Source organism: Rickettsiales bacterium Ac37b (genome assembly GCA_000746585.2).
In the GTDB taxonomy this organism is placed as follows: domain Bacteria; phylum Pseudomonadota; class Alphaproteobacteria; order Rickettsiales; family Arcanibacteraceae; genus Ac37b.
The window spans coordinates 274,375-295,865 of sequence record CP009217.2 but is presented as its reverse complement, the minus strand read 5'-3'; the positions used below and the strand labels follow the sequence as shown (position 1 = coordinate 295,865).

General features: G+C 30.3%; 20 protein-coding genes and 1 pseudogene. 8 read left to right on the top strand and 13 right to left on the bottom strand.

The genetic code is table 11. The annotated features are described in order from the left end of the window. Window positions 1–74 precede the first annotated feature (74 nt). From NOVO_01425 to NOVO_01415, 3 genes are read right to left on the bottom strand one after another with little or no spacing between them, the layout of a single operon-like run. The gene (locus tag NOVO_01425) at window positions 75–743 is read right to left on the bottom strand and encodes a DnaA regulatory inactivator Hda (protein AIL64682.1); all 669 of its coding nucleotides are present in this window, start codon (window positions 741–743) and stop codon (window positions 75–77) included. Further along, window positions 740–1,801 (bottom strand): pheromone autoinducer 2 transporter, encoded by a 1,062-nt coding sequence (locus NOVO_01420; GenBank protein ID AIL64681.1) that lies wholly within the window; start codon window positions 1,799–1,801, stop codon window positions 740–742. Before NOVO_01420 ends, NOVO_01425 begins: the two co-directional genes overlap by 4 nt. Continuing rightward, window positions 1,798–2,556 (bottom strand): hypothetical protein, encoded by a 759-nt coding sequence (locus NOVO_01415; protein ID AIL64680.1) that lies wholly within the window; start codon window positions 2,554–2,556, stop codon window positions 1,798–1,800. The genes NOVO_01420 and NOVO_01415 overlap by 4 nt, the downstream gene beginning before the upstream one ends. A 65-nt stretch (window positions 2,557–2,621) precedes the next feature. Between NOVO_01415 and purM the strand changes: the two genes are divergently transcribed. From purM to bla, 3 genes are read left to right on the top strand one after another with little or no spacing between them, the layout of a single operon-like run. Next, entirely contained in the window at window positions 2,622–3,674 is a 1,053-nt protein-coding gene (gene purM, locus NOVO_01410; GenBank protein AIL64679.1) for a Phosphoribosylformylglycinamidine cyclo-ligase, read from the top strand. 2 nt (window positions 3,675–3,676) lie between these two features. Continuing rightward, entirely contained in the window at window positions 3,677–4,291 is a 615-nt protein-coding gene (gene purN / locus NOVO_01405) for a Phosphoribosylglycinamide formyltransferase (protein ID AIL64678.1), read from the top strand. Between the two features lie 8 nt (window positions 4,292–4,299). After that, the gene (gene bla / locus NOVO_01400; protein ID AIL64677.1) at window positions 4,300–5,115 is read left to right on the top strand and encodes a Beta-lactamase OXA-1 precursor; all 816 of its coding nucleotides are present in this window, start codon (window positions 4,300–4,302) and stop codon (window positions 5,113–5,115) included. Between the two features lie 70 nt (window positions 5,116–5,185). Here bla and NOVO_01395 read toward each other — a convergent pair whose 3' ends face one another. From NOVO_01395 to NOVO_01385, 3 genes are all read right to left on the bottom strand, one after another. Next, complete coding sequence (locus tag NOVO_01395) at window positions 5,186–5,836, bottom strand: hypothetical protein (GenBank protein AIL64676.1); 651 nt, start codon at window positions 5,834–5,836, stop codon at window positions 5,186–5,188. Between the two features lie 108 nt (window positions 5,837–5,944). Beyond that, window positions 5,945–7,021 carry a hypothetical protein gene (locus tag NOVO_01390; protein ID AIL64675.1) on the bottom strand — a complete coding sequence of 359 codons (1,077 nt, stop codon included), beginning with the start codon at window positions 7,019–7,021 and terminating at the stop codon, window positions 5,945–5,947. Window positions 7,022–7,481: 460 nt separating this feature from the next. Further along, complete coding sequence (locus NOVO_01385) at window positions 7,482–8,288, bottom strand: hypothetical protein (protein AIL64674.1); 807 nt, start codon at window positions 8,286–8,288, stop codon at window positions 7,482–7,484. Between the two features lie 302 nt (window positions 8,289–8,590). Here NOVO_01385 and NOVO_01380 point away from each other — a divergent pair, with 302 nt between their 5' ends. Continuing rightward, a complete protein-coding gene (locus NOVO_01380) occupies window positions 8,591–8,785 on the top strand; it encodes a hypothetical protein (GenBank protein ID AIL64673.1) in 195 nt (64 codons plus the stop codon). On the opposite strand, the gene NOVO_01375 is transcribed toward NOVO_01380, so the two are convergent. The 4 genes from NOVO_01375 to NOVO_01360 all read right to left on the bottom strand — a co-directional run bounded on the left by NOVO_01375 (window position 8,710) and on the right by NOVO_01360 (window position 12,958). Beyond that, window positions 8,710–9,132: a Tetratricopeptide repeat protein gene (locus NOVO_01375; protein AIL64672.1), complete on the bottom strand. Its 423-nt coding sequence runs from the start codon at window positions 9,130–9,132 to the stop codon at window positions 8,710–8,712. The two genes, NOVO_01380 and NOVO_01375, sit on opposite strands and share 76 nt — an antisense overlap. 116 nt (window positions 9,133–9,248) lie before the next feature. Beyond that, window positions 9,249–9,992 carry a Tetratricopeptide repeat protein gene (locus tag NOVO_01370; protein AIL64671.1) on the bottom strand — a complete coding sequence of 248 codons (744 nt, stop codon included), beginning with the start codon at window positions 9,990–9,992 and terminating at the stop codon, window positions 9,249–9,251. Between the two features lie 425 nt (window positions 9,993–10,417). After that, window positions 10,418–11,449, bottom strand: a complete 1,032-nt coding sequence (locus NOVO_01365; protein ID AIL64670.1) for a Sporulation related domain protein — start codon at window positions 11,447–11,449, stop codon at window positions 10,418–10,420. A gap of 42 nt (window positions 11,450–11,491) precedes the next feature. Next, on the bottom strand, window positions 11,492–12,958 hold the full coding sequence (locus tag NOVO_01360) for an arginyl-tRNA synthetase (GenBank protein ID AIL64669.1): 1,467 nt from the start codon (window positions 12,956–12,958) through the stop codon (window positions 11,492–11,494). 161 nt (window positions 12,959–13,119) lie between these two features. Here NOVO_01360 and rimP point away from each other — a divergent pair, with 161 nt between their 5' ends. The 4 genes from rimP to NOVO_01340 are packed head-to-tail and all read left to right on the top strand — an operon-like array spanning window position 13,120 to window position 18,188. Next, window positions 13,120–13,671 (top strand): Ribosome maturation factor RimP, encoded by a 552-nt coding sequence (rimP, locus tag NOVO_01355; protein AIL64668.1) that lies wholly within the window; start codon window positions 13,120–13,122, stop codon window positions 13,669–13,671. A gap of 20 nt (window positions 13,672–13,691) precedes the next feature. Continuing rightward, window positions 13,692–15,191, top strand: coding sequence for a N utilization substance protein A (gene nusA, locus NOVO_01350; protein AIL64667.1), 1,500 nt, complete (start codon window positions 13,692–13,694; stop codon window positions 15,189–15,191). A gap of 17 nt (window positions 15,192–15,208) precedes the next feature. Then, window positions 15,209–17,770: a Translation initiation factor IF-2 gene (infB, locus tag NOVO_01345; protein ID AIL64666.1), complete on the top strand. Its 2,562-nt coding sequence runs from the start codon at window positions 15,209–15,211 to the stop codon at window positions 17,768–17,770. 43 nt (window positions 17,771–17,813) lie between these two features. After that, a complete protein-coding gene (locus tag NOVO_01340; GenBank protein AIL64665.1) occupies window positions 17,814–18,188 on the top strand; it encodes a Ribosome-binding factor A in 375 nt (124 codons plus the stop codon). Between the two features lie 395 nt (window positions 18,189–18,583). Here NOVO_01340 and NOVO_01335 read toward each other — a convergent pair whose 3' ends face one another. From NOVO_01335 to NOVO_01320, 3 genes and pseudogenes are all read right to left on the bottom strand, one after another. Further along, window positions 18,584–19,156, bottom strand: a complete 573-nt coding sequence (locus NOVO_01335) for a hypothetical protein (GenBank protein AIL64664.1) — start codon at window positions 19,154–19,156, stop codon at window positions 18,584–18,586. A gap of 103 nt (window positions 19,157–19,259) precedes the next feature. Continuing rightward, a pseudogene (locus NOVO_01325) lies at window positions 19,260–20,037 on the bottom strand (transposase; disrupted). Window positions 20,038–20,301: 264 nt separating this feature from the next. Beyond that, entirely contained in the window at window positions 20,302–21,402 is a 1,101-nt protein-coding gene (locus NOVO_01320; GenBank protein AIL64663.1) for a hypothetical protein, read from the bottom strand. Window positions 21,403–21,491 lie beyond the last annotated feature (89 nt).

The window sequence follows — 21,491 nt, the reverse complement described above, 5'->3', positions numbered from 1 at the left end:
TAATATCTAATAAGCAGGGTAACTTACTAGAATATTTGATAAATATCAACGTATAAAATTATAAATTATAAAAATTATATCATATTATTTAATATATAATGTGCAAATTTGATAGTTACGTTGCGTTTTTCAGCTAAAGAATGCTTGTCAATAAGTTCAACTATATTACGTACTGCACCACATGAACGTTCAATACGTACTAATAAATAATCTATAACATTTAAATCAATTTTTAATTGCCGTTCTGAAAAATATTTTATCATTAGGGCTTTTAAAAGAGGTTCATCTGGGTGTTTTATTTCAATGTTATGCATAGCACGAATACGGGAGGCAAGGTCAGGTAAATTTATCATTATTGAAGAAGGAGGAAATTTACTAGTAAAAATAAAATAATACTTATGTTCTATTAAAGTGTTTAATAAGTGTAGAAAATTTTCTTCATGCTGTGGTATTAATTCGTCTATATCTTCAACAATATAGCAATTAGATTGAATTATTTGGTGTAAATTATATAAAGAGTTAATAAAAATGGCCCTAGTTTTATTTTGCCATATGTGACATAAATGTGTTTTTCCAGAGTGTTCTGGGCCATATAGTATAATGCCATGAATTTGATTAATATCGGTTTTATTAGGCCAGCTAGTTAATTTGTTTACAGCTTCTTCATTAGCTGAAGATATTATGAAATCTGTATCGGTATATTCTTGATTAGGTTTGAGCTCAAAGTAGATTTGTTTATTCATTTCGAAAAATTACTAGATAAATATTGTTGAATGAAAAAACGTGTTAATACCCCAATAATAGCGGCGGTTGGAACAGCAACTAACATTCCAGTAAATCCAGCCAGATTAGTGCTCACCAATACTGCAAATATAATCCATGCTGGATGTAGCTTTACTCTTTCTCCGACTAATTTTGGCGTTATAAAATTACCTTCCAGTGCTGGTCCTATGATAAAAATAATGCATAGAATTAATATATGTGTACTATCCATAGATTGGAATAAAGCAAGAGATAAGGAAGCTATAAAACCTATAATAGGTCCAATAAAAGGTATCAAAGTTAATAAGCCACTTGCTGCCCCTATAACCAGTCCAAAATCGAGGCCAAGAAATGATAAGGATGTGGAGTAAAACACAGCCATCATTAAACATACATTCATTTGTCCACGGATATATCCAGATAAAATAAAATCTATTTCTTGGGTTTGCTCTTTTATTATACCTTTAGTGCTATTAGGTAATAGTTGTTCAATAGTATATAACATTTTAGGCCAATCTCTAAGCAAATAAAAAGTTATAATTGGGGTAATAAAAATTAAAAAGAGAAAATTTATTAAAGCTAAACCAGATTGCCAAATACTATTTAGAAAACGAGTTAAATATTGAAATAATTTTTCAGAAAAATTTTGTGCAAGTCCATCTATTTTTTCTACAAGGTTTGGATCAATTTTTTCCATTAGTTCTGAATATAGCGGTATAACTTTTTTTTGCATAGAAATATGATATTCAGGAATTTTATGTATAAAGCTTATGAACTGATCATAAATTAAAGGCATAATTATTATGCCTACAACAATAATAATTATGAAAAACATTGCAACTATTATACCAGATGAGCTACTACGTGATAATGATTTCGATTCCAATTTTGCTACTAATGGATCAAGCAAGTATGCAAAAACCATTGCTATAATAAATGGAAATAGAGTATTTTTAGTTGCGTAAAGGAATATCACTACAAGCGCAGAGAATAGGACCCAAAATATATATTGATAAATTATAGATGGCTTATATGTCATAACGATATTGTAATAATATTGTGTTGTTTATCTAGCATAAAACCATAAGATTTTAATTCTGTAAATAATTCTTCTGTTTCACCAATATAGTCTATACTAATAATTGCATTCTGTGTAGAGATTTCCTTGACTATTAGGCTGTGGATTTTCTTAATACGGTTAAGTTTTTTCCTGATTTCTATCCAATTCTCTATATTTCGTATGGATAGATTGAATATTATATTAGTTGTTTTACGATTTTGGTCTATTTCTATATTATCAGCGGTAGTATTAATATTATTTATCACTTCTGTTACTGCTTGCTTTAATAAAAATTGTAAAGAATTATTGCGATAATCATTGATTAATATTACTTTGCTCTCTTCTTCTGAAGGGCTTAAATATTTAAGAGTTAATTCTAAAGCTGGTAAATTTGTTTTAATATCAATAAAATAATGAGAAGAAGCGATTAATATTGTCTGTGCATTATATTTCTCTAATATATTTTGTAAATTAGAAAGACTTGGGTTGTTAATTATGTCATAATTAACAAGAGAAATATCATCTAAATCACCTATAGGAATAATAAGATTCTGTTTATATTCTGAGGATAGATACTTACTTAGAGCAGATTTCCAGTGATTATTTGGTTCCCAGAGTATATATTGTTTATCCCTAATAAAGATGGGTATAATTAAAGTTTTCTCATTTGCGTATACAGTGATATGAGAGGTTATATGAACAATTAGTATAATAATAAAAAAAAATATTCGCATTTTTATAATGAAAAATGTATTTATATAAAACAGAATTATATCTGAAGTTAGAAAGGATGACAAGTATGGAAAAATCTAGTCGTATAACTTATGAGCAAGCGGGGGTAAGTATTACTAAAGGAAATGATCTTGTAAACATAATCAAAGTTATGGCAAAATCTACTAAAAGAGCAGGGGTATACTCTGAAATAGGAGGTTTTGGTGGGTTATTTGATTTAAAACAATTATCATACCAAGATCCTATATTGGTCTCAACTACTGATGGAGTAGGTACTAAACTAAAAATTGCTATTGAAACTGGAATTCATGATAAGATAGGTATTGATTTAGTAGCAATGTGTGTTAATGATTTAATAGTACAAGGTGCAGAACCATTGTTTTTTCTCGATTATTTTGCCACTGGTAAGCTTGATGTAAGTGTTGCAGAACAAGTGGTAAAGGGAATTGTAGATGGTTGTAAATTAGCGAACTGCGCATTGCTTGGTGGGGAGACTGCAGAGATGCCAGGGATGTATAATGGTGAGGACTATGATTTAGCAGGTTTTGCAGTAGGGGTGGTAGAGCGTGATCAGTTATTACCTAAAAAAGATAAAATTAATGAAGGCGATATAATATTAGGGATTGCAGCGAGTGGTGTTCATTCAAATGGCTTTTCTTTAATACGGAAAATTATGGCGCAACATAATATTAAATATTCAGATAAGCCTTCATTTAGTAATATTACTTTAGCGGAAATATTGCTTGAACCGACAGTAATTTATACAAAAACATGCATGAAGGCTATAAATAAAGGATATATAAAAGCTCTAGCCCATATTACAGGAGGAGGTATTATAGAAAATTTACCCCGGGTAATGAACAAAAATTTAAAAGCTCTCATTGATAAGAAAGCTTTAAATATCCCAGAATTGTTTAAATGGATACAAAAATTAGCTAATATAGATGATTATGAATTATTTAGGACGTTTAATTGTGGAATAGGGATGATAATGATAGTGAGTACAGAAGATGTAAGAGATACTTTATCATTGATTAGTGAAGATGGCTATCAAATATATGAAATTGGTAAAATTTCTACCAAGGATGATATAAATGATCCACTAGTTATAATAAACTAACCATGAGTAAATTACGTATAGCAGTATTAATTTCTGGTAATGGGACCAACTTGCAGAGTTTAATTGATGCATGTAATAAGCCTGATTTTCCAGCTGAAATAGTAAGTGTGATATCAAATAAGCAGGATGCTTATGGCATAGAACGGGCAAAAACAGCGAATATTCCGAATATTATATATGTTAATAATCATGATTATGCATCCAGAGAAGATTTTGATGATGAAGTAGATAAGCTATTAATTGAGCATAAAGTGCAATTAGTATGTTTAGCTGGATTTATGCGTATATTAAGCAGTAGCTTTGTTGATAAATGGTATAATAAATTAATTAATATACATCCTTCTTTATTACCCTCATTTAAGGGATTGAATGCTCAAGCCCAGGCTTTAGAAGCAGGAGTAAAGATTACGGGATGTACGGTGCATTTTGTACGGGGTCAAATGGATGTTGGACCTATAATTATGCAATCTCCGGTTGAAGTATTGCAAAATGATGATATTAATAGTTTAACTAAGCGGATTTTAATAGAGGAGCATAAATGTTATAAGCAAGTAGTGCGTTTATATTCTGAAGGTAAGATTTCTGTAGAAAATGAAAAAGTAGTAATTAATTTATAGGATATAATATGAATATGTTTAAAATTGTTTTTATATTAGGGTGTTTAGCTTTTGTGAATATAGCTCACGCTGTGGTGGATTATAATCAAATTTTTATGGATATGGATCCTTGCGTAGTGATTTATGATTTAAATCAAAATAAGATTGTAGAGAATTTTAATAGCACCGAATGTACAAAACGCATTTCGCCTTGTTCAACCTTTAAAGTGCCATTAAGCTTAATGGGGTATGATAGTGGGATTTTAAAAGATGCTGATCATCCAGAGTGGAAATTTAATCCAGAATATAATGCAAGGCTAGATATATGGAGAAAAGACCATAATCCTAGAAGTTGGATGGCAAATTCTGTGGTATGGTACTCACAGTTACTGACTAAAAAATTAGGGGCAAAAAAGTTTCAAGATTATGTAGAGAAGTTTGCTTACGGAAATGAGGATGTGAGTGGAAATGATGGTAAAAACGATGGTTTAACCGAAAGCTGGTTAAGTTCATCTCTTAAGATTTCTGCATATGAGCAAGTAGAATTTTTAAAAAAGCTAATAAATGGAAAGCTTCCAGTATCAAAGCAAGCGATGCAAAGTACTAAAGAAATTATGTTCATAGAAGAATTAGAAAATGGCTGGAAGCTTTATGGTAAAACTGGTAGCGGTCGGGATAAAATAAGTAATATGCAATATGGATGGTTTATTGGTTGGGTAGAGAAAGATAAGCAAACTTATGTCATTGCGTTAAATATTTATGATCGCAAACAAATGGATGAAGTTGCAGGAAAGAGAGCTAAGGTTATAGCTAAGGAAATTTTAGTAGATTTTCTAAAGCGTTAAATTGATCACATGTATAAAGGGGTTACGCCTTAAGTTTGTTCTTAAGGCGTAAGTAAAAAATGAAAAGTTGTTACATAATGGAACAACTTTTACCTTTGGATTTACCTTGTTTAGCGCGATCAGTATGGCTGCTTTTTGGTGGATGTTTGCTCTGATGTGAAGAAGAATATGTAAGGCTGTCTTCTTGAGATCTTCTGCTTTGCGTCACTTGTGAAGCTTTACTAGTACTTGGGGCGTTAACGTTCCAGGTGCTTTGTGCAATATCAGAAGATGATGTAAGATTTGAAGGTGTGTTATGAGCTTTACTCTTATAATCTTGAACTTCTTTTTGAAAAAGAGCTATTCCATTGCTATAAGAATGGCTTTTAGATGGATGGGTTGCTAAGTATTCTATATACTCTGATTTGAGTATTTTATACTGCGCACTACCTAATGCACTTATTTTTTCTTCATAAAGTGAATGATGTTCTGGTGTGCTACCAACTAATACTTTAAAAAAATATAAGTCAATTAACGCACCTTTGCCATAATTAGTTTTTAAATCAATTCCTTTTTGTTTTGCATTCAAAACTTTTTCAGACCAGGAATCTATTGTCTTTGCATATAGATCAATAAAAGATTGGTTATTTTTTTCTGCAAATGCTTTAATTTGCGGAGCTATGCTTTGATTTAGTAATTCTACAAGATTATCATAGAGAACTTTGTTAGGCGCATTTAGCATAATTACCTCGCTAATTTAATTAGTAAAAAATCTAAGGGCCGATCATAACGTGACTATTATAAATAGTAAATATATTTTATACAAATTTTATAAATTTTTTAACGCTTATTATGATTTTTCAATTGATGGTGATGGTTTATTATTTGGTAAATTAGGTGGTGACAAGTTACCTATAGATTGGCCTTCACTATTTTTTTCGTATCCACTACTCAAGCTTTCTATAAAGTTCTTAACAGATTTATCTTCACTTAGTTTTGTAGTGTCAGTTTTATCGTTAATTTTATCTGGAGATTGTTCTTTATTTACAGTTTTGTTCTTGCTTTTTATCTCATTATATGCCATTTCATCAAATATATGGGTGTCAATCTCTGCTTTAAGATTAGTTAATTTATACGTTTGATCTTCATTCAAGCCATATTGAGATTTATGTTCTTCTAATTGTTTAACTGTTTGTTTAGCGTGTTCATGGGCAGCCTTATGTAACTCCGGGTTTTCTTCGAATTTTTTATGAAGCACTTCATGATATTCTTTTTCTTCGTGTGCTTCAAGTTTTTCACCACGCTTATGCTTTTCTCTAATCTTATTAATTTGTAACTTATGCTCTTCATTTTTATAAAGATGTTTATCAGCTTTTTCAATGACTTCACAAGTTAAATCAATTCTATTTTGTAATAATTTAGCTGCCTCTTCTTGTTCTTTAGCGGCTTGTTCAGCAAATTTTTCAGTCTGTTCTCTTTGGCCATATCCAGATCTCATTTCAACCATTTCGCTTTTGATAGTTTGAATGCTATTTTCGACGGAAGTACCTTTGAGCATAGGGGTGGAAGCAATAAGATCTTGCGCTGAGTTAAGCAAACTATATGCTGAATCGAAATTACCATTGGCCATTGCTCTGCGTGCATCTGATATTAAATTCTTAATATCTTCAAGTTTTTTATCTTTCTCTAATTCTGCTTCTTTTTCTTTTGCAGCTTTTTGTTCTTTTAATTGATCTAGTTTTTGTTGCTCAGGATTTTTTGATTTATCTTCTTTTTTCTGCTTTTTCTCAGCAGACTTTTTTAGATCTTCTTGCTGAATTTTTTGTTCTTCAAGCTTTTTTGATTCATCAGGTTTGATTTTTTCGTCTGTGGCAGATGTTAATTTTTCGTTTTTGTCATTATGGGTATCAGGGTTATTATTATCCATAACTAATCTTTCCTTTTACAAATACATTTCACATTATTAAAATATAATAGTATTTTATTAACCAATTATTAATTTATTATATATCTTTTATGAGTTTTTGCAAATTGAATAATAAACTTTATTGGTTAATTTAAAAAATATCCGTCTTAAACTCTTTTGATATTATTAAGTATACTTAACACTTAGTATATATTAACATATTTTACCCCAAAATAATAGAATTTTTTAAATTTTATTATAGATACTGTTTTTGTTATTATTCAAACGTAAGATAGTGTAAAGGAATGATAGGGGCGGTTAGTCATTTCCATTATAGTAAAAGTGTTTGAATTTGCGTACTTAGTTAATTCTTTGCTCTATCTGAATGAAGTAATCAATATTCAACTTCTTTTACTATATATGTGGTTACGACTCCAAGATATTAAAACTTATGTTTATCATTTTTACTACTATCCTATTATTATAAAACACTGCAAGGAGAGCAGCGTGCTTGAGCTTCTTTTTGTTTTATTACTTGTGTGGTTTTACTGCTTTCATTAGTTCGGCTTGCTATTATCTCTTCTATAAAGACTGATGAAGATGTTGATGACTTTAAATCCACTTTTTCTCTTAAATCGTTATACTGAATATTACCTTGGGCATCGACCGATATTTGAGTTGCGGGTTTTAAGTCCCATTTTTTTATTAGATCATTATTTTTAATATTATCTTCAGCATTGGCTGATATTTTAGTTCTTTTGGCAGTAGAATAAAATGACTTTTCTGCAAGAAAATGTAATTCTAGAGAAAATAGCCGTATGTTATAAAAATGAAGATCGGTCTTTAGGGCAACTTCTTGTTCAAAAAACTGTAATCCTTTAAGTAAAGAAACGCTACTTGGGAAAGTTTTTTGCCCATTTATATTAGTATATTTTCTAATTTCTTCCGCGAGGTATTCTATATATTCTCTTTCTAAAGTTTGGTAGTTTATAAGATCTTTTTCGTGTATATTTAAAAGATCATTCTTATAAAATTCTTTTTCACTAGCTGAAAATAAGCTCTTAAAATATAAATCAATTAAAGCTCCTTCACCGTAATCAACCTTTAAATCAATACCTTTTTCCTTTGCTTGTAAAAGGTCTGCAGCCATATCATTGAGAGCGGCATAGTAGGCATCAAAAAGATCAAATTCTTGATGTTCAGCTTCTTGCTCGAGTGATGCAAGTAAATTTTTATTTAACTGAATTACAAGATCTTTATATATAACGTCATTATTTATGTCTAACATAATTATTTCTCCAGCAATTAGTAAAAAACTTAATAGATAATCATAATTTTGGAGGCACTTATAGTAAAGAAATTTTATACAGAATTGTAAAATCATTAACGATTTTGTAGTTAGGTATGTAGTAGTAAAAATTCTAACGATAAAATTTTATCGTTTTAATTTAACACATTATTAAGCCTAGATATATATTATTTTAAGTTAAAAGATAGAACAGTATCATAGGATATCTTAAGGTAATCTCTGAATTAACAAGGTGAATCTTAATTTAAAAGTGAGTAAATAATAGTATTTGAAAGGGCATTATGCAAGAAATGTCTATACTCGGAGTGGATATATCCAAAAAGGCATTAGATGTTTGTTTACACGTTGGTGTAAAAGAAAGCCATAAAGTTTTTCATAATAATGTAGAAGGTTTTAAATATTACGCTTTTTTCATGTCATTCAAAGTCTCTATATATTGTTCTAACTTATTATATATACCACCTTTCTTTTTATAGTGCTTTGGCAATTCTTTGGTCCACGTTATAATGCTATTAGAAAAATTTATTACTTCAGCATAATCAGAGATAGCCGCTTGGTATTGTTTTAGGGCGTAATAGGCGTGGCTTCTGATTTTATAGCTTATAATATTTTTGAAGTTATTTTTTTCTAATGCGATTGCTTTAGTACAATCGATAATAGCTTCTTCGTATTTACCTAATTTCAAATGCGCTTCTCCTCTATGATAATAATATGATGCATAGTCCGGGCTTAATTCGATTGATTTAGTATAATCATCTATAGCCTTTTGATATTCAGTTAATAGATAATAGTTTTGCCCTCTATATTTATAACATAAAGACATCAAAAAAATATTATCTTTAGGTTTATTTGAGTTCTTTCCTTGATCGAGGTAATATATTTGTGCAGAATAGGAGCTTTTAGAGCTATGATTCTTAGTAATGAAGCTCTTCTTGGCTTCTAAAAATTATATATTTTTGCTGCGGGAATCATATTTAAAAACGTAGTAAAATCATCAATAGCTGCTTGATGCTTTTGCAAAATATAATAAATTTGTCCTCTGCTTTTATAGTATGATATTTCATGTGGATCTAACTTTATGGCTTTATTGTAATCTCTTAAAGCTTCTTGATATTGTTGCATCTCATTATAAATACTACCTCTTATTGCATAGTAATTGGCAGCTCTAGGTTCAAGCTCTATTGCTTTAGTATAATTATTTATTGCTTCTTGGTGCTGATTAAAAAGCCTATAAATAAATCCTCTGTGCTCATAACATTCTGCATCATATGGCAAAAGCTTTATAGCTTGATCGTAATCCTTTAAAGCTTCTTGGTGTTTACCCAAGTATAAATATGAATTCCCTCTGATAAAATAAGATTTATTGCTTGGATATGTTTCTATGACTATGCTGATATCTTCTAAAGCAGCTTGATATTGTGCTAGTATATAATATGCCTGTCCTCTGTAATAATAGTATTCGATATTATCAGTGTCTAATTTTATAGCAAGGTTGTAATCTTGAATTGCTTCGCTATATTGTGATAATTTAGAATAAGTATGTGCTCTATTTGAGTAATATTTTGGATTTTCAGGCTCTAAGGAAATTGCTTTATTATAGTCATAAAGAGCTGCTTGATATTGACCAATTTTATGTAAATTTCTAGCTCTTAAATAATATTGTACAGCGGTTAACTGTCTCATAGAATATACCTTGTTTAAAGCTATTAATTTGTAGGCTTCGTTTATCTCTCCTAGTCCCAAATATAACTTAATTTACTACACTACATTATAGAGTATATTTTGAATATGTTAATAAAGCGTTATTAAGTTAATATTTTTGATATATATATGTTGATTTTTTATAAGGGACTTTATTTATAAATAATATTTCCTTAACTTTCAACGCTAATTATAGTTAAAAAGAAAAAAATTTTTTAAAAATTAAAAAAATCTTTCTATCAAGATATATAAGTGACAAGAATTTAGAAAAGTATCTATAGAGATATTTTAGGTAATATTAGCAAAAATCTTTAACCTAGATGAGAAACGATATCTAATACCAATCCTAACTGCTATTTAAAATATTAGAAAAAGAATACCCGCACGTGCGGGTATCACAATATCAGCTATTTTTTAACTACAAAACAATTTTGTTTGTAAGAACTTAATTTTTGACATAACATACGTGCTTCTGCTTCACTGCTTAATGGACCAACTTGCAACCTATAAAAAACTCCTTTTGCACCTAAATCCTTTTTTTCTACAGAATGGGTATTTTTGCCTAGAATATTTTCATAACGTGTTTTAATTTTTTTCCACTCAATTTCTACTTCTTTTTGTGATCTAAAAGCAGCAAGTTGAATTTTGTAACCAGTATTATTTACAATCTTACGTGTATTTTTGTGAATTAAGTTATTTTTTTGATTGGCAGGTATTGGTTTGATATCAGGCTCAGCTACATTATTAGATACATCGTTATGAGATATATCAGTAGTTTGTGCTGATTCTATATTTCTGTGATCAGTTTCAACATGCTTATTTTCTTGAGGTTGTTGTAAGTCTTGGTTACTTATCTTTTCCTGTGGAAGTGGATTTTCAGTATTAGTGGTAGCAGTACTAGAGGTATTAGAAGTATGAGAAGAGTTGCTATTAGTTGTTTCTGAGGAAGTATTATTTGTTATATTAGGAGTATTTTCTTTAATAACTCCATCTTGATTTATAGGTTCTTCTGTTGATTTACTATCTTCAGATTTTACTTCTTCTGGAGCCATAGGGTCTTTCTTGTCTAGAATGTTATCACGATTCAAAGGTTCTTCTGGCATAGGTAAAACATGCTCTGGCGCTTTTTCATTATTACCTTCGACTAGATTGTTATATACATCTTTGTCCATATTGGGTACCACCATTCCTCCGGGATCCTCAGGCTTAATTTTTATAGGAGAAAAATCAGACTTTATAACAGGTATGTCAGCATTATCATTACCGCTATAAATATTATCAAGCATATACCAGGCTAACGCAGCAAATATTAATGCAATTACTAATAAGCGTAATAAAGTGGAAGAATACATTCGCCATAAAGAAGTTTTTTCTTCTACATTTTCCAAATCTAAATTTTCATCTAATGTTTTTTCACTATCAGAATCTAGATGTTGCATAATTTCCCCAATTTGATTTTATGTTTTAAAAATTAACAGTTTTTATATGGTTGCTACTACATTTATTCCTATTATACTTAGGCCTGACTCGATAATTACTTTTAGTGCTCTAATTAAGGCTAATTTAGTAACCGTTAAATTGATATCATTATTGTAAATAAAAGGCAAATTTTTATTATTATCTTTATATTGGATATTGTAAAAATATATAGAGAGTTTTTGTAAATAAAGCACTATTCTGTGGACATCATAGGAAATAGATACTTCTTCTAGTAATTGTGGCCATAAAGATAGTAAGTGTATTAGGCATATCTCTTCTTTGGAATAGTGACTATAACAAATATCTAGTTTACTTAGGTTGATATGGGAGTGAGGAGTGGAATTTTTAGTATGATGTAGTATGTAACATACCAAGTTGTATGTATATTTTATATAAAATATTACATTGTTTCTAGATTTATCAAATATTTGATTAAAATTAATGTATAAAGGCATGTTATATTTCTGACTTAGAAATATCAAAATCATATCATCGGGAGGAATATGTATGTTGTTTTCTGTGTTATTGGAAACAATTTGATTAGAGACATATAGGGTATGTAAGCAATTAGTATTATTTTTGCACGTAATAGTAATAGTATCAGGTATATGATGATGTTTTTTATTTACATATTTTAGAATGTTATCTAAATTTGGTATATCACCTGAATGTGACTTGGTATAAGGTTCTGCTATTTCGCATAATTTTATAGGACAGTGTATATTTAGAGAGTACAATTGTTCTAGAACGTTATTGTGGATATTATTTAAAATATAGTGTTTGATATAAAGAAATAAATCTATCTCCGAAAGAGGGGAAACATCACCCCCAGAATCATCAATAATTTGTTGCCCTATTTTTATCAAAAATATGTTGTGTGTATTTTTTGTAATAGGTTGATTTATTACCAATAGGGATATGTAGTATTTAACTGCATGTATTAGTGCTAGGATATATGTTTTAGTATAAGTTATATAATATTGCTTTGTAGTTTTGTATCCGCATTCAATTAAGATTGAAGCTAAAGCATTCATAAACACAACTCCTCTAAGAGATATATATGGAGGATATGTAGAAAAGGTTGTGGTACATTTCAGAATAGTGTTTTTGTTAATATGTGCATTTCCGAACTGGATTTTTTTAGAAATGATATGATCAAGTGTTTGTGCCCAGATAGATTTTTTGATAATTATGTTAATAAATCCTGGGCTTGACATAGTAGCTTTCTCAATATAATGCATATGTATGAGCTCATTAATTAATAATTGCCCAATTTCATTTATTGGATAACTCAATATTTTAGCAAGAATAAGTGTTGCGTTGGTGTATATTTCACCATGTTGTTGTTTTGGTGATAATTTAATTACTAGATTGTTAAATAATTCATTATTTATAGTAATATGCTGTTTCTTTGCTAAACGAGATATTATCTCTTTAATGTTTAGCTTTAACTCTTTAAATATATCCATACTTAACGTGATTTACCAACTTATATATGTTATAAAAATATTAACTTAAAATTTTATATATATATAGATAAAAACAGCTTGCAATCATTCAATTATACTATATAATCCACCGATAATAGTTCGTATATGCTTTTTGGAGGTGGGTTTTCCCGCCTTTTTTAATGGATTTTATTAAGTTAATAATGACAATTAATAATATAACACCACTTGAATATAAAATTGAAGAACTAACTAAAGAATCTTTAAAAAGATTAGGGTATAAATTGGTTAGGGTTAAATTATTAGGCCCTAGTCCTAATAATAAAAAATCTAGTAAAATTTTACAAATGATGATAGAACGTTTAGATAATGAAGAGATTACCGTAAGTGATTGTGAAAAAGCAAGTCATATGCTTTCGGCATTGCTTGATGTGGAAGATATCATTATAGAGAATTATAATTTAGAGGTAAGTTCACCGGGTATTGATCGACCATTAATGAACATCGATGATTTTAAAAAATATCAAGGATTTGACATAAAATTATCATTTTCTACTAAAGTTTATGACATGAAACAGTGTAAGGGTAATATTAAAGATGTAGAAGGTAATGTTATAACGATCATATCGAATAATAAGGAGTTTGAAGTGGATTTTTCATTTATTATAGCAGCAAAGCTGGTATTAAATGATAAATTATTAAAAAAGATACAAAATATAAATATAGTGCAGTAATAAATGAGGAAAAAATTGCAATGAGTGTGTTATCTATAGGTGGTAATGAAATATTACAAATAATTGATGCGGTAGCAAGAGAAAAAGGCATATCTCGTGAATCAGTATTTGAAGCTATGGAGCAGTCTATACAAGTGGCTGGTAGGAAAAAATATGGTCATGAGCACAACATACAAGCAGAAATTGATCGTAAGACAGGTGAAATCAAATTATATAGAAAGCTTTCCATAGTCAAAGATGTAGAAGATTATGCAAAAGAAATTTCATATAAAGATGCTAAAGAATTAGATAGTGCTGCGGAAGTAGGAGGCGAAATACTTGATTTATTACCTCCAATTGATTTGGGTAGGGTTGCGGCCCAAACTGCCAAACAGGTCATTGTACAGAAGGTACGAGATGCTGAAAGAGAGCGTGAATATCAAGATTTCAAAGATAGAATGGGTGAGATTATTAACGGAGTTGTAAAAAGAGTTGAATATGGGAACGTAACCATTGATTTAGGAAGAGCTGAGGCTATTTTAAAGCGAGAAAGTATGTTGCCACATGAAACTTTCCGTCAGGGAGATCGTATAAGGGCATATATTTTAAGTGTGACTAGGGAAAATAAAGGCCCTCAAATAATTCTTTCTCGTACTTGTAATGAATTCCTTGCTAAACTTTTTGCGCAAGAAGTACCGGAAGTGTATGATAATATAATAGAAATTAAGGCTGTTGCAAGAGAGCCTGGGTCTCGTGCCAAGGTTGCAGTTTATTCTGCGGACTCTACTATAGATGCGGTTGGATCATGTGTAGGTGTAAGAGGGGCGAGGGTACAAGCAGTAATTAGCGAATTACAAAATGAAAAAATTGATATTATACAATGGAGTGCTAAACCTGCTACATTTGTAGTAAATGCGCTTGCGCCAGCAGAAATTAGTAAAGTTGTAATAGATGAAAATAAAAGGCGAATTGAGGTAGTTGTTTCCAGTGATCAACTAAGCCTTGCTATTGGAAGAAGAGGACAAAATGTTAAGTTAGCCTCGCAATTAACGGGCTGGGGTATAGATGTATTAACTGAGGATGAAGAATCAAAACGTCGTTCTGAAGAATTTAATACAGCATCAATATTATTTATGAAAGCGTTAAATGTAGAAGAAGTATTAGCGCAGCTACTTGTAGCAGAAGGATTTTATAATATAGAAGAAATTGCTTATACTGAACTTGAGGAATTACAAAATATAGAAGGTTTTGATGCTGTACTCGCTACAGAATTGAAAAATAGAGCTCAAAATTATCTTGAGCAGCAAAATAATAGTGTAATAGAAGAGGTTAAAAGTTTAGGCGCTGATATAAAATTAGAGAAGTTGTTAAATATACCAATAAAGTTATTGTTAGTTTTAGCTAAACAGGGTATAAAAAATGTACAGGATATAGCGGATTTATCTCGTCAAGAATTTAAAGAAATAGTTGGAACAGATGATTTAAGTGCAGAGGAAATAGATGAGATAATAATGCAAGCTAGGCATAAGGTAAATTTATAGCATTTTTGTAGAGTAATATGGAAGATACACACAATAAAGATAAGAATAAAACATCAAAGCTGACTATTAGTACTGCAGGTAAGTTACAATTGTCAAAGGGTGATGGTGCTCAAATAAAACAGAATATTGCTCATGGCCGTTCAAAAACTGTTACAGTTGAAGTTAAGAAAAACCGTAGTGTTAAAGAACGTAGTAATGATGGGGTAGTTGAAGTTCCTTCTTCTGTTATAAAAAATGATGTACTACAACAGGAAGATGATAATATTTCTTCTCTTACGGATCATGAAAAATCTGCAAGAATACGTGCACTTGAGCATGCTGATAAGAAATATGTTTTTAAATCTTTATTAAAAGTTAGTGAAAAGCCTTCCTTGCTTGATAATCCTAGCGAGGAATTGGGGAAAGAACCTGAAGTTACTGAAACAAAAAACCATTCTATAGAATTATCCAATGAAGAGGTAAAAGATCCAATAGGTATTCCTATCATAGATATACCAAATAAAGTAGTTCAAGATCAACCTTCTACTGATGCTGTAAAACCCTCTATTACTAAAGCTGTAGTTCGAGAGGAAGAAGATGAAGATGATTATGATTCTAGTAAAAAAGCCTCTAAACATTCTGTATCTACAAAAAAGGTTATTAAATCTGAGGTTACTAGAAAATGGACTGAAGATAGGCGTGTATATGGTAAAGTATCTATAGCTAATAATGATATTCCAGAAGATGAAGAACCAGTAAGATCTAGAAGTATTGCATCTATTAAAAGAGCAAGAGAAAAAGCTAAAAGATTTGACCTTAGAAACAAAGAAACAGAAAAAATTGCTAGAGAAGTTATATTACCAGAAGTAATTAGTATACAGGAATTAGCGAATCGTATGGCTGAAAAGGCTTCAGAAGTGTTAAAACAGCTTATGAAGCTTGGTGTTATGGCAACTATTAATCAGGTTATAGATGCTGATACGGCTGAATTAATTATTCATGAATTAGGGCATAAAGTAAAAAGAGTAACGGAATCAGATGTAGAAAATATACTATTTGGTGAGCAGGATCCTGAAGAGCTGATGGTATTACGGCCGCCAGTGGTTACTGTAATGGGACATGTTGATCATGGTAAAACTACTTTACTCGATGCATTACGTTCAACAGACGTGGTAGCTGGGGAAGCAGGAGGTATAACGCAGCATATAGGCGCATATAGGGTTGAATTGATGAATGGTAAATCCATAACCTTTTTAGATACTCCTGGACATGAAGCGTTTACAGCTATGCGTGCACGAGGGGCAAAAGTAACAGATATAGTAGTATTGGTAGTGGCTGCTAATGATGGTATTATGGCGCAAACAGCAGAAGCTATTAATCATGCTAAAGCAGCTAAATTACCTATTATTGTTGCAGTTAATAAAATTGACTTACCAGGTGTTAATTCTCAGAATATACGTAATGAATTATTAAATTATGAATTAGTACCAGAAGAATTAGGTGGAGATATCATAATTGTAGAGGTATCAGCTAAGACAAAAAAGAATATTGATAAATTAGAAGAAGCAATTTTATTGCAAGCAGATTTTTTAGATTTAAAGGCCAATCCTAATAGGATGGCAGTTGGGACTGTAATTGAAGCTAAAGTAGACAAGGGTAGAGGAGTTGTAACAACTTTATTGGTACAAAAAGGTACTTTAAAAATAGGGGATATTATAGTTGCTGGTGTAAGTTTTGGTAAGGTAAGAGCAATGCATAATGATAAGGGTATACAAGTTAAAGATGCTATACCTTCTATGCCTGTTGAAATTATTGGCCTCAATGAAGCGCCAGAGGCAGGTGATCTTTTTTCAGTTGTTCCTACAGAAAAACAAGCTAGAGAAATTAGTGATTACAGAAGTAAACGTGTTAGAGAGATACGGACTGCTCGCGTACATAAGTTGAGCTTAGAAGAATTATTTTCCAATCACGAATCATTATCTCAAACAAAAGAGTTATCTGTTATTGTAAGAGCAGATGTACAAGGGTCTGTAGAAGCAATAGTAAATAATTTACTAAAAATGTCTAATAATGAGATTATAGTTAAAATATTACATTCGGCAGCTGGGGGTATTACAGAATCGGATATAGTACTTGCTAAAGCAAGTAATGCTATAATTCTGGGTTTTAATGTAAGAGCAAATAGTCCAGCTAGGTTACTAGCAGACCAGGAAAGAATTGAATTAAGATATTATTCAGTCATTTATGACTTAATTGATGAAATGAAGTCTATTATTGGAGGTATGTTATCACCTATTATACGTGAACAAATCCTTGGCACAGTTGAAATAAGGCAAGTCTTTAACGTTGGTAAATTTAATAAAATTGCTGGATGTTTTGTAACAAATGGTATTGTAAGAAGAAACTGTAAAATTAGGCTATTACGTGATAATGTAGTAATACATACGGGTAAGATTAAAGGATTACGTAGATTTAAGGAAGATGCGCGTGAAGTTAGAGAAGGATTTGAATGTGGGATAGTACTTGAGAACTATGATGATATTCAAGAAAAAGATATAATAGAAGCTTTTGAAGTTATTGAAGAGCAGCAGACTTTTTAGTATAATTGGGTTTTGTAGTGATAAATTTTAATGTTTTTATATTATGAATGGATCAAATTTACCGAGTAATAGACAGTTTAAAGTGGCTGAATTAATAAAACGTACTTTGGCAGAAATTTTGAATAAAGGTAAGCTCTTAGATTTAGCATTAGTAGATGTATCAGTTACTGTATCAGAGGTAAGGGTAAATTCAGATTTACGAGTAGCAATTGTATATATTGTGCCATTATTTTCCTATAAAGTAAATCATGAATTAGTAATTCAGTCTTTAACTAAATTAACACCTGTTTTGCGTAAAATGCTGACTAGTAAAGTAAAATTAAAGTACTCACCTGAATTAATTTTTAAATTTGATGATTCATTTAACAATGCTCAAAAAATTTCTACACTTATAGATAATGCAAAGATTGATCAATAAATAATCTAAGATTCTAAGATAATATAGAAGATATAAAAGAACATTTGATAGAATGTGTTTATTTTATCGTCACGCTTCACTATAGTTTTTGCAGCTTCCTTAGCAAAAATAGTAAATTGATTTGAACTTGCGGACGCGGTTAACTCAAAGCTCTCCTACTATTTGTAGGCTTCGCTTATCGTTCCTAGCCCCGAATACAACTTAATTTACTATAGTATAACAGGAAAAAGCTCTGTTTTTCTTTCATATTCCATTCCTTTTTTTAATGTTTATTTTTAAATTCTCAATTATTCTGTGATAAAATAAATAAGGGTAAGGTGTATGAAGTTATTCTGAAATGCGATATAGATGTTGATTATGTAATTTTCCACTGTATTCAAATTTAGTTTTTTATATTAATAAATAGTTTTACTTGCAATATTTCTCTTAAAGTCTTTACTAAATTCATTTAGTACTGCTGGATGTTTAGTAAACCATTCTACCGTAAATTTTAAATTTTCTTTTAAAAAATTTTCATTTATTTCTATATCCTTAGCTGACATATCGGAAGGTTTTTCAATTAATCCCTCATTATCTGCTAATTTTTTTCTTTTGGAACTCGGTATTTCAGCTGTAATAATTTGAATATTAGATTTTAGATCTTCTAATACTGATCTTTGGAACATTCCTTTTTCAAGAGGATTATTTTTTATTTCATCAGGTATATCGTCTAAATTAACAGCGGCTAAATCATATAAATAATTAATACTTTTATTTAATTCCTTATTATTTTCTAAAAAATTACCAAATTTTTTATATAAATTATACAAATCAGGAAATGGATCACTATCCATAAAAATCAGAATATCCCTATTTGCATCTTTTATAATTTTAAGGTGTTTGGCAAAAACTATACAGGAAATAAAAGGAGTGGTTGAGGAAATAGGCCAAAATACAGGACAGGAATTTTTGTAGAAAAGTTTAAACAATTTTAAAGCTGTGATAAAAGCTGATAAGCAGTATAAATTGGCTTTAAATCGGCCGCTACCTTTTTGCGGTCTTGCCAGGGCACATAATTCAAGCTATTTCTGATCATATGCACAATGCAAAGCTGGACGATAGTATTTGGAAAACACTGTTAATAGCCTCACCAAAGCCCTTTAGACCATCAATACAGGCTATATGTATTTGCTCGACACCACGATTTTTAAGATCAGTTATAACCGATAGCCAAAACTTAGCCCCTTCATTTTTAGCTATCCACATGCCAAGGACTTCTTTGATGCCATCCATATTAACCCCGATAGCTAGAAATAAGGATTTATTGCTAATTTGGTTATTTTCTTTAACTTTTATCACTAAACAATCAAGGTACATGATAGGATAGACAGCATCTAAAGGTCTATTTTGCTATAAAATTACCTCTTCGATAACTCTATCAGTAACAGAAGAAACGAGCTCAGGAGATACTTCTGTGCCATAGATCTCGAGAAGATGAGCCTGTATATCCGGCAATAGACATTCCTCTTGCGTACATAGCAATAATTTTATCATCAAAGCCCTGTAATCTGGTCTGTCCTTTCTTAATAATTTGAGGCTCAAATGAACTATCACGGTCTCTGGGAGTAATAAGGTCTATTTTACCTGTATCAGTAATAATAGTCTTTTGGCTTGAACCATTACGGCTATTATCAGCAGGTGATTTAGCACCTTTATGGTAGCCAAGATGCTGGTCAAGTTCTGCTGATAGAGCATTTTCTATTACAGCTTTTTTAAGTCCTGCAAAGAAGTCAGCAAATTGTTCAGGTGAAGAATAATGTTGCATAATATCGGCAAGAGTCTCTGGCTTTAGGGGCATTTTTTTAGTCATAATTTTACTCCATATAAGTTGATTAATTAATATCATATCTCCTGAGTTTTTCAACTTACACAATCTTTTTGACAGAACCTTTTTTGGTAAAATCAAACATTTTCGTGGAATATGTTCCAGATTTGATAAATCTGCAAATATATTCTTGAGTTTTCTTAATTTTGTAGGAATATTAATATGGCTTCGTTAGAGAAAACTTCATACAACCTAAGTCAATCTGTAATTCTTCTACAGAATTATAAATCTTCTTTCTAAACTAAAGCACTATTTTGAATGATCTTTAGATGGACTATTAACTTTAATATTTGGGGTATTAGGCGGAGATATATTACCCAAGCTATTATTTGGAGATCTATCTCTTTTTAAACTAGTTTCACGTTGTTGTTTTATATTATTAATTTTTTCTCCTCCAGCACGCATTATAGCTTTGGTGACTTTAGCAGTTTCTAGTAATAATTCTTTTGGATTTTGCAATTTATCAATTTGTTCATAATGATTTTTCAGAAATTTATCTTTTACTTTATTGTCCACATCTTTTAAATCTACATATGTTTTATATAATCCTTTTAGATTTTCCTTATTTGCTTGTAACTGTTTTTCTGGTGATTCTGTTAGAGTAGACTTGATAGCATTGATTAAATTATTACCTAATTCCTTAATAGCATTTACAGCAGGTGATATCACTGTTTTGATGCCTTCATAAATTGTTTTTAAACCTTTAGAAATAATGTTTGATACTGTGTTTTCATATTCTTTTGGTACCGTAGGTATATCATCAATAATACTTCCCATTTCTTTCAGGGTATTAGATAAATTATTTAAAGATTGCACTTCTTTGGTATTATTAGAACGATAAGCAAATTCACTAGCTATGCTAGCTTGTGCATTAAGATTTGTTGAAGTTAGCGATTTAATATCATTAAATGAAAAACTTTTAGACGATTTTTGTTTTACGGGATTATTATCTTTAAGCTTTTCTATTCTATCAAAGAGTTCCTTATCTGAAGATGTTTTTTTATTTGACATCCCAGAGTTTTCCCTGATTGGGTTATTTTCTTTAAGTCTTTCTATTCTATCAAAGAGTTCCTTATCTGAAGATGTTTTTTTATTTGCTATCCCAGAGTTTTGCCTGATTGGGCTATTTTCTTTAAGTTTTTCTATTCTGTCAGCAAGTTCTTTATCCCGGGCTGCATTTAATTCGGCACTTTTTTTATCTAGTTTCACTTCATCTTGCATTTGTGCTAATAAGTTATTTACTTCACGATCATTATTAGAATAATGCTCTTTACCTAATATTTTCTCGAATGTTGCACTTAATTTAGTATTAATCTGCTCAAATTTTTTTGTTTCATTGATACAAGTCATTTTTAATGGTACTTGTAAGCTTTTCAATTCTTGCTTCTAATTGTTGTAGTGCTTTTGTATCAAAGTTATTGGTAGTGGCCATAGTAACC

Excerpts from the sequence above, each read along its gene's own strand:
- NOVO_01425 (AIL64682.1), bottom strand. The coding sequence starts at position 743 with ATGAATAAACAAATCTACTTTGAGCTCAAACCTAATCAAGAATATACC.
- NOVO_01420 (AIL64681.1), bottom strand. The coding sequence starts at position 1,801 with ATGACATATAAGCCATCTATAATTTATCAATATATATTTTGGGTCCTA.
- NOVO_01415 (AIL64680.1), bottom strand. The coding sequence starts at position 2,556 with ATGCGAATATTTTTTTTTATTATTATACTAATTGTTCATATAACCTCT.
- purM (AIL64679.1), top strand. The coding sequence starts at position 2,622 with ATGGAAAAATCTAGTCGTATAACTTATGAGCAAGCGGGGGTAAGTATT.
- purN (AIL64678.1), top strand. The coding sequence starts at position 3,677 with ATGAGTAAATTACGTATAGCAGTATTAATTTCTGGTAATGGGACCAAC.
- bla (AIL64677.1), top strand. The coding sequence starts at position 4,300 with ATGAATATGTTTAAAATTGTTTTTATATTAGGGTGTTTAGCTTTTGTG.
- NOVO_01395 (AIL64676.1), bottom strand. The coding sequence starts at position 5,836 with ATGCTAAATGCGCCTAACAAAGTTCTCTATGATAATCTTGTAGAATTA.
- NOVO_01390 (AIL64675.1), bottom strand. The coding sequence starts at position 7,021 with ATGGATAATAATAACCCTGATACCCATAATGACAAAAACGAAAAATTA.
- NOVO_01385 (AIL64674.1), bottom strand. The coding sequence starts at position 8,288 with ATGTTAGACATAAATAATGACGTTATATATAAAGATCTTGTAATTCAG.
- NOVO_01380 (AIL64673.1), top strand. The coding sequence starts at position 8,591 with ATGCAAGAAATGTCTATACTCGGAGTGGATATATCCAAAAAGGCATTA.
- NOVO_01375 (AIL64672.1), bottom strand. The coding sequence starts at position 9,132 with ATGTCTTTATGTTATAAATATAGAGGGCAAAACTATTATCTATTAACT.
- NOVO_01370 (AIL64671.1), bottom strand. The coding sequence starts at position 9,992 with ATGAGACAGTTAACCGCTGTACAATATTATTTAAGAGCTAGAAATTTA.
- NOVO_01365 (AIL64670.1), bottom strand. The coding sequence starts at position 11,449 with ATGCAACATCTAGATTCTGATAGTGAAAAAACATTAGATGAAAATTTA.
- NOVO_01360 (AIL64669.1), bottom strand. The coding sequence starts at position 12,958 with ATGGATATATTTAAAGAGTTAAAGCTAAACATTAAAGAGATAATATCT.
- rimP (AIL64668.1), top strand. The coding sequence starts at position 13,120 with ATGGATTTTATTAAGTTAATAATGACAATTAATAATATAACACCACTT.
- nusA (AIL64667.1), top strand. The coding sequence starts at position 13,692 with ATGAGTGTGTTATCTATAGGTGGTAATGAAATATTACAAATAATTGAT.
- infB (AIL64666.1), top strand. The coding sequence starts at position 15,209 with ATGGAAGATACACACAATAAAGATAAGAATAAAACATCAAAGCTGACT.
- NOVO_01340 (AIL64665.1), top strand. The coding sequence starts at position 17,814 with ATGAATGGATCAAATTTACCGAGTAATAGACAGTTTAAAGTGGCTGAA.
- NOVO_01320 (AIL64663.1), bottom strand. The coding sequence starts at position 21,402 with ATGACTTGTATCAATGAAACAAAAAAATTTGAGCAGATTAATACTAAA.